This is a genomic window from Sporosarcina koreensis, assembly GCF_042655825.1.
In the GTDB taxonomy this organism is placed as follows: domain Bacteria; phylum Bacillota; class Bacilli; order Bacillales_A; family Planococcaceae; genus Sporosarcina; species Sporosarcina koreensis.
This window is the reverse complement of sequence record NZ_JBHSNP010000011.1, coordinates 617,436-631,932: the sequence shown is the minus strand read 5'-3', so window position 1 is coordinate 631,932 and position 14,497 is coordinate 617,436. Positions and strand designations below refer to the sequence as shown.

13 protein-coding genes are annotated in these 14,497 nt (G+C 44.6%); 12 read left to right on the top strand and 1 reads right to left on the bottom strand.

Features of this window, described 5'->3' with window-relative positions:
* The first annotated feature begins 60 nt into the window (after window positions 1–60).
* The 11 genes from xseA to ACFPTP_RS09710 all read left to right on the top strand — a co-directional run bounded on the left by xseA (window position 61) and on the right by ACFPTP_RS09710 (window position 12,072).
* Window positions 61–1,416, top strand: a complete 1,356-nt coding sequence (gene xseA / locus ACFPTP_RS09760; RefSeq protein ID WP_381444079.1) for an exodeoxyribonuclease VII large subunit — start codon at window positions 61–63, stop codon at window positions 1,414–1,416.
* Entirely contained in the window at window positions 1,416–1,658 is a 243-nt protein-coding gene (locus tag ACFPTP_RS09755) for an exodeoxyribonuclease VII small subunit (protein WP_381444076.1), read from the top strand. The genes xseA and ACFPTP_RS09755 overlap by 1 nt, the downstream gene beginning before the upstream one ends.
* Window positions 1,651–2,535: a polyprenyl synthetase family protein gene (locus ACFPTP_RS09750; protein ID WP_381444072.1), complete on the top strand. Its 885-nt coding sequence runs from the start codon at window positions 1,651–1,653 to the stop codon at window positions 2,533–2,535. The genes ACFPTP_RS09755 and ACFPTP_RS09750 overlap by 8 nt, the downstream gene beginning before the upstream one ends.
* A 129-nt stretch (window positions 2,536–2,664) precedes the next feature.
* The gene (gene dxs, locus ACFPTP_RS09745; RefSeq protein WP_381444070.1) at window positions 2,665–4,566 is read left to right on the top strand and encodes a 1-deoxy-D-xylulose-5-phosphate synthase; all 1,902 of its coding nucleotides are present in this window, start codon (window positions 2,665–2,667) and stop codon (window positions 4,564–4,566) included.
* Entirely contained in the window at window positions 4,563–5,384 is an 822-nt protein-coding gene (locus tag ACFPTP_RS09740; protein WP_381444067.1) for a TlyA family RNA methyltransferase, read from the top strand. The genes dxs and ACFPTP_RS09740 overlap by 4 nt, the downstream gene beginning before the upstream one ends.
* Window positions 5,385–5,426: 42 nt before the next feature.
* Window positions 5,427–5,876: a transcriptional regulator AhrC/ArgR gene (gene ahrC, locus ACFPTP_RS09735; RefSeq protein WP_381444064.1), complete on the top strand. Its 450-nt coding sequence runs from the start codon at window positions 5,427–5,429 to the stop codon at window positions 5,874–5,876.
* A 33-nt stretch (window positions 5,877–5,909) separates the two neighbouring features.
* Complete coding sequence (gene recN, locus ACFPTP_RS09730) at window positions 5,910–7,610, top strand: DNA repair protein RecN (RefSeq protein ID WP_381444061.1); 1,701 nt, start codon at window positions 5,910–5,912, stop codon at window positions 7,608–7,610.
* A 100-nt stretch (window positions 7,611–7,710) separates the two neighbouring features.
* The gene (locus ACFPTP_RS09725; protein WP_381444059.1) at window positions 7,711–8,682 is read left to right on the top strand and encodes a SpoIVB peptidase S55 domain-containing protein; all 972 of its coding nucleotides are present in this window, start codon (window positions 7,711–7,713) and stop codon (window positions 8,680–8,682) included.
* A 211-nt stretch (window positions 8,683–8,893) separates the two neighbouring features.
* Complete coding sequence (gene spo0A, locus ACFPTP_RS09720) at window positions 8,894–9,682, top strand: sporulation transcription factor Spo0A (RefSeq protein ID WP_381444057.1); 789 nt, start codon at window positions 8,894–8,896, stop codon at window positions 9,680–9,682.
* Between the two features lie 106 nt (window positions 9,683–9,788).
* Entirely contained in the window at window positions 9,789–11,375 is a 1,587-nt protein-coding gene (locus tag ACFPTP_RS09715) for a DUF342 domain-containing protein (RefSeq protein ID WP_381444053.1), read from the top strand.
* Entirely contained in the window at window positions 11,350–12,072 is a 723-nt protein-coding gene (locus ACFPTP_RS09710) for a glycerophosphodiester phosphodiesterase (protein WP_381444051.1), read from the top strand. Before ACFPTP_RS09715 ends, ACFPTP_RS09710 begins: the two co-directional genes overlap by 26 nt.
* Before the next feature lie 49 nt (window positions 12,073–12,121).
* On the opposite strand, the gene ACFPTP_RS09705 is transcribed toward ACFPTP_RS09710, so the two are convergent.
* Window positions 12,122–12,352, bottom strand: coding sequence for a DUF2627 domain-containing protein (locus tag ACFPTP_RS09705; RefSeq protein WP_381444048.1), 231 nt, complete (start codon window positions 12,350–12,352; stop codon window positions 12,122–12,124).
* Between the two features lie 126 nt (window positions 12,353–12,478).
* Here ACFPTP_RS09705 and ACFPTP_RS09700 point away from each other — a divergent pair, with 126 nt between their 5' ends.
* Complete coding sequence (locus ACFPTP_RS09700; RefSeq protein ID WP_381444046.1) at window positions 12,479–14,491, top strand: sigma 54-interacting transcriptional regulator; 2,013 nt, start codon at window positions 12,479–12,481, stop codon at window positions 14,489–14,491.
* Window positions 14,492–14,497: the final 6 nt, after the last annotated feature.

Sequence of the window (14,497 nt, the reverse complement as noted above, 5' to 3'; positions counted from 1 at the left end):
CGCTGTTTTTCAAAGGAAAGACAGCGTTTCTATACGTCGGAAACTTAGGGGGTGAAGTTATTGAGTGAAAATGCGTATCTCTCTGTGCATTCATTGACAAAATACATAAAACGTAAATTTGAAGCCGATCCATATTTGAGAAATGTATTTGTGAAAGGTGAGCTTTCCAATGTGAAAATTCATCCAAGCGGACATATTTATTTCACATTGAAGGACGATAAAAGCAGGATACAGTCCGCCATGTTCCGTTCCGCTGCCGGATCATTAAAGTTCAAGCCTGAAGAAGGGATGAATGTCCTGATCACCGGTGACGTGAATGTTTACGAATCAAGCGGCCAATATCAGCTATATGTCCAATCGATGCAGCCGGACGGCGTTGGAGCGTTATATCTCGCATATGAACAATTGAAAAAGACGCTTGCGAAAGAAGGGCTGTTCGATGCGCGTTGGAAACAACGGCTGCCCGCTTTGCCACAGAAGATTGGCGTCATCACAGCCCAGTCGGGTGCTGCAATCCGGGATATCTGCTCCACGCTAGAGCGGCGATATCCGTTAGCCGAAATTTGTCTATTCCCCGCAATCGTGCAAGGACCTCAGGCGGCGCCTTCTGTCGTACGAGCATTGGAGCTTGCGGAATCACATGGTTCGATTGACGTTTTGATTCTCGGACGGGGCGGCGGTTCCATAGAGGATCTTTGGGCATTCAATGAAGAGGCGGTTGCAAGGGCGATCTTTTCTTGCAGGATACCAATAATTAGCGCCGTCGGCCATGAAACGGATACGACAATCGCAGATTTTGTAGCCGATATGAGGGCACCTACCCCTACTGCTGCTGCTGAACTGGCAGTGCCTTCAAGGGAAGAGTTATTTGAGAGGATATTGGAACGAAAGCGCTCGATTTATATCTCGCTTTCAAATCAAATCAAACATGAACGCAAACGTCTGACAACATTTCGGCAATCTTATCCGTTGCAATTTCCTGAAAGGCTCTATCGGCCATTCACGGAAAAGTTGAGCGGATTGGATGACCGGCTTCTCAGGAGCAGGAATGAGCTCACTGCAAACAGGAAAGCGGAGCACAATCGCTTGGACAGGATGCTTTCATTTTATTCACCTTTGCAACGGATTAAAGAAGAAGATCGAAACCTCAAGTTAGTAAACGAAAGAATGACAAGGGCGATACAAAGTGAACTGCGGAATAAGACCGAACAATTCGGTTCAGCAATCAGAATGCTGAAAGCGTTAAATCCGCTGGAAGTCATGGAACGCGGATTTTCAATTGCCTATAAAGATGGAACTGTCGCAAACTCTATCATCGGGCTTGAGATTGGCGAGACGCTGCAGGTCAGGATGCAAGACGGTATAGTAGAGTCGGAAATCAAGTCGATCACGATGAAGGATGAGGAGGAAAAATAATGAGCGAGGAAACACTTCGATTTGAAGAAGCGATGTCGAAGTTGGAAGGCATTGTGCAAAAATTGGAATCGGGTGACGTTCCTTTAGAGGACGCCATCACATTATATAAGCAAGGAATGGAACTTTCCGCTTATTGCCATGGGAAATTGCAGGACGCGGAAAAACAATTAATTTCAATAATAGACAATAATGGACAGTCGGCTCCGTTCGATCCATCCAAAGGAGGGGATTCGAATGGATAAACGATTGGAGACGTTCATTTCAGAAAATGCGCCGTTAATCGAAGCCGAAATGAATCGGTTGATCAACTCTGAGATTTCCCCTTCCTCATTAAAGGAGTCCATGCTCTATTCTGTGAATGCAGGCGGCAAAAGAATCCGTCCGCTTCTTGTCTTGGCGGTCCTTGCTGATTTCGGCAAGCATTCAGAAGATGCATTGAAGGTCGCTTGTGCTGCGGAATTCATCCATACATACTCTCTCATCCACGACGATCTGCCTTGCATGGACGATGATGATTTCAGACGGGGGAAACCGACGAATCATAAAGTATTCGGCGAAGCGACAGCTGTACTTGGCGGAGATGCATTGCAGACGAGAGCATTTGGGGTATTGGCTTCGTTGGAACACACAAGACCTGAGCAGGTTATCAGATTGGTCGCATCTTTGGCGGATGCCTCGGGTGCGGGCGGCATGGTCGGAGGTCAAGTCCTTGATATGGAAGGCGAAACGGCTTCCTTATCGCTTCGGGAGCTTGAAGAGGTGCATCTGCATAAAACCGGCGCTTTATTATCATTCTGTATTGAAGCGGGCGCTATCCTTTCCGATGCGCAGGATGATGAGTTGGAACAGCTTCGCAAATACGCCAAAAACATTGGGCTGGCATTCCAGATCAAGGACGATATATTAGATGTCACGTCAACGACCGAACAGCTAGGAAAAACAGCGAATAGCGATGCAGCCAGCGACAAGTCGACGTATCCTTCCCTTTTGGGGCTGGAAGGCGCCCAGCAGCAACTGGATAGATATCACCGCGATGCAGTGGAGAGCCTCGCCTTTTTAGAGAAGGAAGACTCCATGTTAAAACTTTTTGCCGATTATATCGTCCAAAGAAATACATGATATTCCTTTGGTATGAAAACAGCTTTGATCGGATAATGGTCCAATAGTTCCTATTGTAGAGCCTTCTTGTTATAATGAAAACATTACTTGGACTTACGCGGCAATAATTTATGAAGGTGTGTGATAGAAGTGGATCTCACTAAAATTTCAAATCCGTCTTTTCTAAAAAAACTTGATAAAGAACAAATGACGGAAGTGGCAAATGAAATCAGGAAATTTCTCATTGAAAATTTATCGGTGACAGGTGGTCATATCGGTCCGAACTTGGGTGTCGTCGAATTGACGATGGTTTTGCATAAATTGTTCGACAGCCCTAAAGATAAGATTATTTGGGATGTCGGGCACCAAGCTTATGTGCATAAGATTTTGACAGGACGTGCCGGTCAATTCGGGACTCTCCGCCAATACAAGGGCTTAAGCGGCTTCCCGAAAATGTCGGAAAGTGAGCATGATGTCTGGGAGACGGGACATAGCTCAACATCCCTGTCCGCCGCTTTAGGAATGGCTGCTGCAAGAGACATGCAGGGCGGTTCAAACCATGTCATTCCGGTCATCGGCGACGGTGCACTGACAGGCGGCATGGCGTTGGAGGCATTGAATCATATCGGTCATCTGAAGACGAATATGATTGTCATTTTAAATGATAATGAAATGTCGATTGCTCCGAACGTCGGTGCGCTGCATGATATCCTAGGCAAGTTAAGGACTGCCGGTAAATACAATAGCGTTAAAGACGAGTTGGAATATATATTGAAAAAGATACCGGCGGTCGGCGGAAAAGTGGCTGCGGCAGCTGAACGGGTAAAGGATAGCTTGAAATATCTGCTCGTTTCCGGCGTGTTTTTCGAAGAGCTCGGATTTACTTATTTAGGCCCTATTGACGGCCATGATTTCAATGACTTGGAACGGAATCTCCAGTACGCCAAGAAGGTTGAAGGTCCGGTCCTTCTTCATGTCCTGACGAAAAAGGGGAAAGGCTATCGACCGGCGGAAAATGACAAAATCGGTACTTGGCACGGCACGGGTCCGTATAAGATCGAAACTGGTGATTTTGTGAAATCCCCGACGACAGCACCATCATGGAGTGGATTAGTAGCTGAAACTGTAAGGAAACTCGCGAGGGAAGACAAGCGTATTGCTGCAATTACACCAGCAATGCCTGTAGGTTCGAAATTGGAGTCATTTGCAGCTGAATTCCCGGAGCGTTTCTTTGATGTAGGAATTGCTGAACAGCATGCGACTACAATGGCTGCCGGCTTGGCAACACAAGGGATGAAACCATTTTTGGCAATCTACTCGACTTTCCTTCAACGGGCATATGACCAGATGCTTCACGATATTACAAGGCAGAAGCTGAATGTATTTATCGGCATCGATCGTGCGGGACTCGTAGGTGCAGACGGCGAAACCCATCATGGTGTGTATGACATTTCATTTTTACGGCATATGCCAAATCTTGTTATCATGATGCCAAAAGACGAAAACGAAGGACAGCACATGGTAAAGACGGCTATCGAGTACAATGATGGCCCAATCGCCATGAGATATCCAAGAGGAAACGGTCTGGGCGTCGTGATGGACGAGAAACTGAAAACGATTCCTATCGGTACTTGGGAAGTATTGCGTGAAGGTAGGGACGGAACAATTTTGACGTTCGGAACGACGATTCCGATGGCACTCGAAGCAGCTGAAACTCTTGCGGAAAAAGGCATTCATGTAAAAGTGGTCAACGCTAGGTTCATCAAACCTTTGGATACCGCTATGCTCGATCAACTTTTCAGTACCGGCAAACCAATTGTCACAGTGGAAGAAGCAGCATTGGCAGGTGGGTTTGGCAGTGCAGTCATTGAATACGCGCATGATGTTTCTTCAACTGTTTCCATTAGCCGTATAGGCATTCCCGATGAATTCATCGAACATGGCAGTGTCGAAAAATTACTTGAAGAAATTGATTTTACTGCGGAGAATGTTGTAAGGACGATGGAACTGGCTGTAAAAGGTTTGACCCATGCTGAAAGGGAAATCGTATGACGAACGGCCAACCAAAAGAACGCGTCGATGTTCTCCTTGTCCAAAGAGGTCTAGTCGAGACGAGGGAGCAGGCGAAACGTTCAATAATGGCGGGAATTGTGTTCTCTGCCGAAACAAGATTGGACAAGCCGGGCGAGAAGATCAGGGTGGACTCGCCGCTATCCGTTAAAGGGTCCGCTTTAAAATACGTGAGTAGGGGCGGCTTGAAGCTAGAAAAAGCCCTTGAAGTTTTCGATATCTCAGTCGAAGATAAAATCGTTTTGGACATCGGTTCTTCAACGGGCGGCTTTACTGATTGCGCATTGCAAAACGGTGCAAAGCATTGCTATGCACTTGACGTTGGAACAAACCAGCTTGCCTGGAAAATACGAAGTGATGAGCGGGTGACCGTCATGGAGAAAACAAACTTCAGGCATGCGGTACCCGAACATTTCATGAATGGGGCGCCACAAGTAGCTACAATTGACGTCTCTTTCATATCACTTGCTTTGATATTGCCGCCGCTGAAAAGAATCATTTCTGAAGGCGGTGACGTAGTTGCCCTCGTCAAACCTCAATTCGAGGCGGGAAAAGACAAAGTAGGGAAAAAAGGGATTGTGAAAGATAGAGCTGTTCATTTGGAAGTTTTGCGAAAGATAGCGGATTCATCCATATCGAACGGATTTTCATTACGTGGCATCTCCTTTTCTCCAGTAACAGGCGGGGAAGGGAATATCGAGTTCCTATTCCACTTGCAATCAGAGAAAGATCCGGTCAATCCTTATGATGATTCGGCTTTCAGTGCATTGGTGACTGAAGCTTACGAAGCGTTGACATAATTCCAAAAGAAAGGTGTGAATAAAAGCATGGGAGGAATCGTATTGAATAAAGGACAACGGCATCTGCGCATCCGGGAAATCATTACACATGAAGAAGTGGAAACCCAGGATCAGCTCGTCGATAAATTGAAAAACGCAGGAGTGGACGTAACACAAGCAACAGTCTCCCGCGATATTAAAGAATTACATCTGATCAAAGTCCCATTGCCTGACGGTCGTTACAAATATAGTTTGCCGCCTGTCCATAAATACAACACAGAAGAAAAACTCAGCCGGATGTTGACGGATGCATTCGTCGGTATTGACAGCGCGAGTCATTTCATCATCCTTAAGACATTGCCTGGAAATGCGCATGCAGTCGGCTCTCTCATCGATAACTTGGGATGGAATGAAATGCTCGGAACGATTTGCGGAGATGATACGTGCATGATCATTTGCAGGGATGAGTCTTTGACGGTTGAAGTGAAAGACAGGCTATTAGCTCTCATATAAGCTGAACGTTCGATGAAGGAGGTGCATACTTGAATGTTAAGTGAAATTTCCATTCATAATTTTGCCATCATAGAGCATCTCGAAGTGACTTTTGAAGAAGGACTGACTGTCCTGACTGGTGAAACAGGTGCTGGAAAGTCCATCATCATTGATGCCGTTCAGCTTCTTGCCGGTGCCAGGGGCTCGCAGGAATTCATCCGACATGGAGCAAAAAAGGCTGAATTGGAGGGGATGTTCACAATCGATGATGAGCATCATCCTGTCTTTGAAAAACTCTCTGAATTCGGCATTGAATGCGAGGATGGCAGTATCATCCTAAGACGCGATTTGAACGCGAATGGCAAAACAACTTGCCGGGTAAATGGCAAACTAGTAACGATTGCAAGTTTAAGGGAAATTGGTTCGCAATTGATAGATATTCATGGACAACATGATAATCAGGAATTGATGCATGAAAAGCGGCATATCCATCTGCTTGATCAATTTGCGGGAGTCCCTTTGGCCGAAGCGCATGGCAACTATGCCGATATTTATAGTCAATACACGAAGTTGAAACGCAGGCTTGAAACGGCAAATGAGAATGAACAGCAAGTGGCGCAGCGCATCGATCTTTATTCCTTCCAACTTAAAGAAATTGACAGTGCTGAACTGGTCATCGGGGAAGAGGAGGAGCTTGAAGACGAAAAGCTGAAACTTCAACATTTCAACAGGATCTTTGAACGTTTGAACACTGCATATGAGTCGATCAGCGGCGACAACCATGCATTGGACTGGGTGGGATCCGCAATGAGTGATTTGGAAGACGCAGCTTCAATCGACAAGGATCTGGAATCCCACTCGGAAATCATTTCAAGCGCTTTTTATTCATTGCAAGATACTGCACATGAATTGAAAAGCCTCATTGACCGTATGGAGTATGATCCTACAAGGTTGCCGGTGGTCGAGGATCGACTCGCAATGATTGTATCGCTAAAGCGGAAGTACGGCGCAACGATAGAAGATATCCTCCTTTACCGGGAGAAAATTGCAGACGATCTTGACCAACTGCTCAATCGGGATGAAAGACTTGGCCAAGAACAGGAAAAACTCGCTCAGCTTGAAAAAGATCTAGAAGTGGAAGCGAATGAATTATCCATTATCAGACAAGAAGCGGCAGTCCGATTAGAGGAAGCGATTATGCAACAACTGAAAGAGCTGCACATGGAGAAGTCGACTTTCAAGGTTTCCATCGATCGAAAAGCGTCGAATAGTTATGACAGCAATGGTTTTGATGAAGTGTTCTTCCTCATTTCAACAAATCTGGGAGAACCATTGAAACCGCTTGTGAAAATTGCATCCGGAGGCGAATTGTCGAGGATCATGTTGGCGTTGAAAACAATCTTCTCCAAGCACCAAGGAGTAACATCCATCATTTTCGATGAAGTTGATACGGGAGTAAGCGGACGCGTTGCCCAAGCCATAGCGGATAAAATCGCGATGATCGCCACTCATTCGCAAGTGCTTTGCATATCGCATCTTCCACAAGTTGCAGCAATGGCTGACCATCACTTGCTTATCAAGAAGGAAGTGAAAGGGAATCGGACAACGACAGGAGTTGTCGAAATTACCGACTTGGAAAGAACAAAGGAATTATCAAGAATGCTGTCGGGAGCGGAAATCACTTCACTGACATTGCAGCATGCCAATGAATTATTGACAATGGCTGACGAACGGAAAATTGCCTTCCGGGTTTAGGCGCATACATTATGTATGCGTTTTTTTTCATGATTTAACCTTTCATAAGATTCACCTGAACGGACATACCAATAGTATCTTTCAGTTGAGGAGGTGAACCATGGGATGGAGTAAACGACTGATGTTATCCACTTCGTTTGCCACGCTGTTGTTTTTCCTGCCGTTCCAACATGATATTTCAGCTTCATCCGGTGACCGGGTTATTCCGATGGGCCATTCAATTGGTATTCAAATGGATTTGTCGGGTATTTTCGTTACGAATGATGTACTGGTTAACAATGAACAATGGCTTAAGGCAGGCGATTCAATCGTCCGACTTAATGGAACGGACATCATAAGTCTTGGCGATTTTGAACACGCCATGATGAAAGCGAAGAAAGAGAAAATCCACATGAATATCAGTCGAAAAGGTGCAGCGGTTGAAGTGCTGGCGGAAAAAGATGCGGTGAAACGCCTTCTGCCTTTCCTCAAAGACCGAACGGAAGGAACCGGGACACTTACCTATGTAGATCCGCAGACAGGCACTTACGGAGCCCTAGGCCACCAAATCGTCGACAGCTCCTTGAAATCACCACCTCCTTTTAAACATGGCGCGATCTACCTTTCAGAAATTGAACAGATCAAGAAAAGTGTACCAGGAACTCCAGGATACAAAATCTCCTCTATTGTAGACGATGAAGAATATTTAGGAACGATCAAAAAAAATGGAGTATACGGGATTTTCGGGACGTGGAACGATGCTTACAAGAAAGTGTTAGCTGAACCTCTCGAAATTATGCAGCCCACGGAATTACAGGCTGGGGCAGCGGAAATTTTTACTACAGTAAAAGGGACGGAAGTCGAAAAATTCTCCATCCGAATCACTGACGTTGAGGAGGAGCAATTTCATTTCATCTTAACCGATTCGAAATTGCTGGAAGCCACCGGTGGAATCTTACAAGGAATGAGTGGCAGCCCTGTTATCCAAAATGGAAAGTTCGTCGGAGCGGTCACTCATATGTTTGTCGACGAACCGAAAAAAGGCGCGGGCTTGTTTTTAGTGACGATGCGAGACGGTGAAAGACGAAAATAAATGGAATAGCCGATCCGGGCACGGATCGGTTTTTCCATTGAATTTCGTCGAATAATGACGAAACCGTAATCCGTAAGTTTCATTTTTCGAAAAACAAGAGGATTGTTCAAATGTTTGTCGAATTTTTCCTTTACAGCAAAACGTTTTCATGCGAATAATAGATTCATGGGAATAAATGTAATGGATGAAAAACGAGTAGGGGGAAAATTGGATGGGGAAAGTAAGAATTGCAATAGCGGACGATAACAAGGAACTGGTTAGCACAATGGATGCATATTTCGGGCAACACCCTGAATTGGAAGTGATTTGGACAGCGCATAATGGGAAAGTATGTCTTTCTATGCTGCAGGAAAATAAACCGGATCTTCTTCTTTTAGACATTATCATGCCGCATTTGGATGGGATTGCTGTTTTGGATACGATTAAAACGGATCCAGTATTATCGGATATGCACATCATTATGTTGACCGCATTCGGGCAAGAGGATGTCATGGCGCAGGCGGGAAGCCTTGGCGCTTCTTATTTCATGTTGAAACCATTTGAATTTGACAGATTGGTTTCACAGATCTTCCAAATTTCAGGTACTGCAAAAACTTCAAGGCCAATCGTTCAAAAACAAGTTGAAGCAGATACAACGATGACACAAAGGGCGCTCGATAATACGATTACTTCGATCATAAAGGAAATCGGAGTTCCCGCCCATATTAAAGGATATGCATTTTTAAGAGAGGCAATTCAAATGGTTTACACTGACGTCGATCTGCTTGGTTCCGTAACGAAGATTCTTTATCCGGACATTGCGGAGAAATACAAAACAACCCCTTCTCGTGTGGAAAGGGCAATTCGGCATGCGATTGAAGTGGCTTGGAATCGAGGAAATTACGACGTTATTTCAAAAACATTCGGCTATACAGTCCATCATTTGAAAAGTAAGCCTACAAACTCTGAGTTCATTGCAATGATTGCGGATAAGATCCGTCTCGAGCACGTAGCAAGCTAACTGTTATTATTAAATAATTTTCTTACTCGGCACCGTGTATGCAGCGGTGCTTTTTTCATCTCCTATTGTGGAAATATTATTTAAACTTTATAATAGGGGAGATGAGTTGAGTAAAAGAGGTGTCGAATTGCTAGTTCAGAATGATTTTTTTGACTTGTACGTAATAGAAGAAGATGTTGTAATCGACTTGAAAAAAACCGGATTTCCGTTAAAATCATTCGATATGATTACGAATCAACACCCAAGAATCAAAATAGCTTCCTTTCCGGCTTTAAGAAAAGCGCTCACGGAAGTTGGGGATGGACATAAAATCGGTTATTATTTACCTCTTATCGAAGTGATCGTATCTCCGGATCACATGAAAGCAGAAGTCATTATGAATATGACGATAACCGAATTTCAAACAGAGAAGCCCCGACTGCTCCATTTAATTAGAAAATCATTGGATGATCATGGTGTCATCTTTGGCATAACTAACCTGACAGAGGATGAGTTGTACCCAGGAACTCCGATCTTGGCGGCTGTAGGCCGGGAACCTGAAAAAGGCGATGACGCCCAAATTACATATATCGAAAAGCCTGAGAAAAAGCCTGTGATTCGGGAAGATGGCCTGGCGGATTACTATGAAATGAATTTTGTTACACATGTAGAAGAAGGCGATTGGTTAGGCGAGAAAATACCGCCCACCGATGGCAAACCGGGAAAAGATGTTTTCGGGATTAACGTGGCTGCAGTACGAGGAAATGATGCAAAGCTTCGATTTGATAGAAAATCTGTTGTCGAAGTGGTTGAACAGGGGAAGATCGTGCTTCGCGCCCTTTTCGGCGGTGCCCTTGAATTCGTTGATGACAATGTAAGTGTCGGAAAACATTTGATCATTAACGGTGACGTCGGTCCTGAAACAGGTTCAATTACATTTGACGGAGCAGTGACAGTATATGGAACTGTCATAGCGGGATACTCTGTGAATGCAACCGGTGATATTTCGATTGAGGGGAATGAAGGTGTGACGAATGCCAAGGAGATCTGTTCGTCTGAAGGGGATCTTTATATTAAGGGTGGGGTCTTCGGCGGGGATATTTCCCTCATTGAGGCAAGTGGAGATATGTACATCAAGCATGCAAACAATTGCAGGCTTTTCGCGAAAAACATCAATGTGGGATTATACATATTGGGCTCAGACGTAGTCGGCGAAACGGTTTTGGTAGATAAACTTAGGGGGAAAATCATCGGTGGTCGGATTGAAGCGCTTTACAGGATTGAATGCGGATTCGCCGGCAATACACATGAAAGGACAACCCATTTGTACGCTAAGGGGATCGATAAAGATGTGATCTATCAGGAAATACAACAAATGGCTTTGGAATTGAAAGAGCTGCAAAAAACAGCCGGAAATGTTGAAACGCAATTAGCTGTAATTGATGGCGGGCTTTCAAGTCAGTTGCGCGGAGAGCAGGCAGATGCATATGATAAATTACAAAAAGCACTTCAAGCCAGCAGAGATAAGATGTTTGAACTGGACCGAGAGATCCAAGTAGGCCTCTACAAAATAAAAACTGCAAAGCCGCCGCAAATTGAAGTTGCGCGAGAGGCATATCCAGGTGTCATCATTCAAATCGGCTCAAAATCAAGCTTGCTGAATAAAACGACGAAAGGTGTCTTCGAAGTTGTCGACAAAGTCCTTAATGTCTAAACCTATTGTATTCGCGCATAGGGGTGCTTCAGGTATCTGTTTTGAAAATACGATGCGTGCATTCAAGGAAGCTGCAAGGCAAAGTGCAGACGGAATTGAATTGGACGTTCAATTGACAGCTGACGGAGTACCTGTTGTGGTGCATGACGCGGATCTTTACAGAATAGCAGGAATCCGGAAAAGCGTTTCCGCCCTCCATTTCAGTGAATTGCAAAGTGTGAAAATCGGCAGCAAGTTTTTCAGGCGCTTTAAAGGGCATCGCATACCGACATTGCGGGAGGTCGTTTCATTCTGTGAATTGAATCGACTCGCATTAAACATTGAGTTAAAAGAGACTGTTTCCGAAAGGCCGGAATTTTTGCGTGAAATTATCGATATGGCTATGCTTTTGGATGATGTCCATTTGTCTTCATTCGATCCTGAAATTCTAATGAAGGTAAAAGCGATGGCTCCGTTTCTTGAAACGGCATTACTTGTAAAAGCAAAAACAACGGATTGGGATCACTTGGAAAAGTACGATTTCGTAAATGGCTTCAACTTTCATAAACGTTTGTTGAAAGAACCGTATATTGGCGCAATGATTGCCAGCGGAAAAAGATTGAGAGTCTATGGGGTTACGGGCAAGGAGGCAATCGCTCTCCAACCGCCTGCATACATCGACGGCTGGATAACGGATTTTCCAGACAGATTTAAATAATAAAAGGACATCGGCCAAATAGCCGATGTCCTTTATTCGTATCAATGATTTATTTGAATCGATCTTGTACCCGTCCCTTTCGGCGGTCACGGCGTAGGAGAAAACCTGCAAAGAATGCGAGGCCCGCTCCGAACATGAGGAAGCCAACCGTGAATTGAAGCCAGATGAAAGGGAAAGGATTGAATTGGATTCCGAAAAGTGAATCACGCATGAGCTTAATGCCGCCTGCAGTGATAAGAATAGGAATCAAAAGAACGACAAATGCCGCCATACGTGCCATAATATCAGTCTCCTTACCAAAGTTAATTTTACCCGCACAACAAATATTGTCAAGAACAGTGCAATCGTGTATGATGAAAATAGATTTGCAAAAGATTGCATGGTGCTAAAAGGAGAATGAATATCCTTGCAAAATGTACTCATTGTTGGAGCTGGGTCTGGTGGCACGAACATACTAAACCTTCTCTTGAACTCGAAATTCATGAATGTGTCGGCAATTGTCGACATTGATGAACAGGCACCAGGGCTAACCATTGCCAGGAATCTAGGAATCTCGCACGGCACCGATTGGAAGCCGTTCCTGACAAATGATGTCCAGATTGTATTTGATGTAACAGGTGAGAAAGCGGTTTTTGATGAATTGCTGAAAAATGTTAAGATGAATACGTTATTGATTCCCGGCTCAGTCGCGAATCTTCTAGTAGGTCTCTTGAATGAAAATAAGCAGTTCATCCAAAAGATTCAAACGGAAATGTATAGGCAGCGTCACATTTTTAATTCGATTGATGAAGGCATGATTGGAATTAATCATGAAGGTGTAATCGATTTCATTAATGAAAGCGCTTGCACGATGTTGGAAGTTTCTGATTTCGAAGCGATCGGCAAATCGATTTTTGAAATCATACCTGACAGCAAATTGGTCAGGGTGCTTTCATCCGGTCAACCCGAAGTGAATGATGAAATGATCCTGCCGAATGGTGTGAAAATCGTCAGTTCCCGGTATCCGCTTATTTCGGCGGAAGGGGAGACGTTTGGCGCGTTTGCATTATTCAAGGATATGTCTGAGATGATCAAACTCGCCGAAGAAATCACCGATTTGAAATCAGTGAAAACGATGCTGGAGGCAATTATTCATTCAAGTGATGACGCAATTTCAGTTGTCGATGAAAAAGGGAATGGAATTCTTGTCAATCCGGCTTATACGCGGATCACTGGCTTAACTGAAGATGAGGTCATCGGAAAACCCGCATCGGTCGACATCAATGAAGGTGAAAGCATTCATATGAAAGTGTTGAAGACAAAAAAACCGGTCAGAGGCGTCAATATGCGGATCGGGGAAGATAATCGGGATGTCATCGTGAATGTTGCCCCTATTATCGTCGATCAGCAAGTGAAGGGCAGCATCGGTGTCATTCATGACATAACCGAAATGCGCAGTTTGATGAAAGAATTGGATTGGGCAAGACAAACGATAAGGAAATTGGAGTCGACATGTACATTCGATGATATCCATGGAAGTTCCGCGGATATCGGCCTTGCGATTGATCAGGCAAAAATCGCCTCGAAATCGGATATCCCGGTCATGTTGCGCGGAGAAGCGGGAGCAGGGAAAGAGTTGTTCGCAAACGCCATTCATAGCGGGAGCGACAGAAAGTCCAATAAGTTTATCCGCCTGAACTGCGGAGCGATTGATCCGGCTGTAATCGAAAAAGAGATCTTCGGGGAAAACGTAGAACAGGATCCAGGAAAAAGTCTAAGGGCAGGCTTGCTTGAGGAAGCCGGAAAAGGAACTCTCTTTTTGGACGAAGTGACAAGTTTGCCATTATCGGTCCAATCTCGGCTCCTCGAGTATTTTGTAAGCCAATATTCTTCCGAGAGTGCACGGATCATCGTGGCATCATCCAAAAACCTTGAAAAGGCAATCCATGAAGGTACATTCAACATGGATTTCTATTATATGCTGACTCGGTTGTCTATCCGAATTCCGCCATTGCGAACGCGGAAGACGGATATCCCGGAAGTTGCACTTCATCTTTTAAAGAAGTTGAATCAGGAGTTTGGCATGAATGTGGAAAGATTATCGGAAGAAGCGATACGTAGGCTTCAAAGCTACGAATGGCCGGGCAATGTCCGGGAACTTGAAAATGTTTTAAGCCGTGCAATGATTTTTATGAAGCATGGATCAGATGTCATCGGGGAAGAAGATATAAGAAGGTCCCTTTTCACGAATGAAGTGAAAGCAGGCGAAGATGTCCTTCCTGAAAAAAGCACATTGGCCTCTGTAATGGATGATTACGAACGGACTGTGCTCGAAAAGGCGTTGGATGAACATGACGGAAATAAATCATTGACAGCGAACCGTCTAGGCATTTCATTGCGTTCCTTATATTACAAAATGGAGAAATATAAACTCATCTAAAGGAGG

Coding starts and splice junctions, on each gene's coding strand:
- ACFPTP_RS09750 (WP_381444072.1), top strand. CDS start 1,651: ATGGATAAACGATTGGAGACGTTCATTTCAGAAAATGCGCCGTTAATC.
- ACFPTP_RS09725 (WP_381444059.1), top strand. CDS start 7,711: ATGGGATGGAGTAAACGACTGATGTTATCCACTTCGTTTGCCACGCTG.
- spo0A (WP_381444057.1), top strand. CDS start 8,894: ATGGGGAAAGTAAGAATTGCAATAGCGGACGATAACAAGGAACTGGTT.
- recN (WP_381444061.1), top strand. CDS start 5,910: ATGTTAAGTGAAATTTCCATTCATAATTTTGCCATCATAGAGCATCTC.
- ACFPTP_RS09705 (WP_381444048.1), bottom strand. CDS start 12,352: ATGGCACGTATGGCGGCATTTGTCGTTCTTTTGATTCCTATTCTTATC.
- ACFPTP_RS09740 (WP_381444067.1), top strand. CDS start 4,563: ATGACGAACGGCCAACCAAAAGAACGCGTCGATGTTCTCCTTGTCCAA.
- ACFPTP_RS09755 (WP_381444076.1), top strand. CDS start 1,416: ATGAGCGAGGAAACACTTCGATTTGAAGAAGCGATGTCGAAGTTGGAA.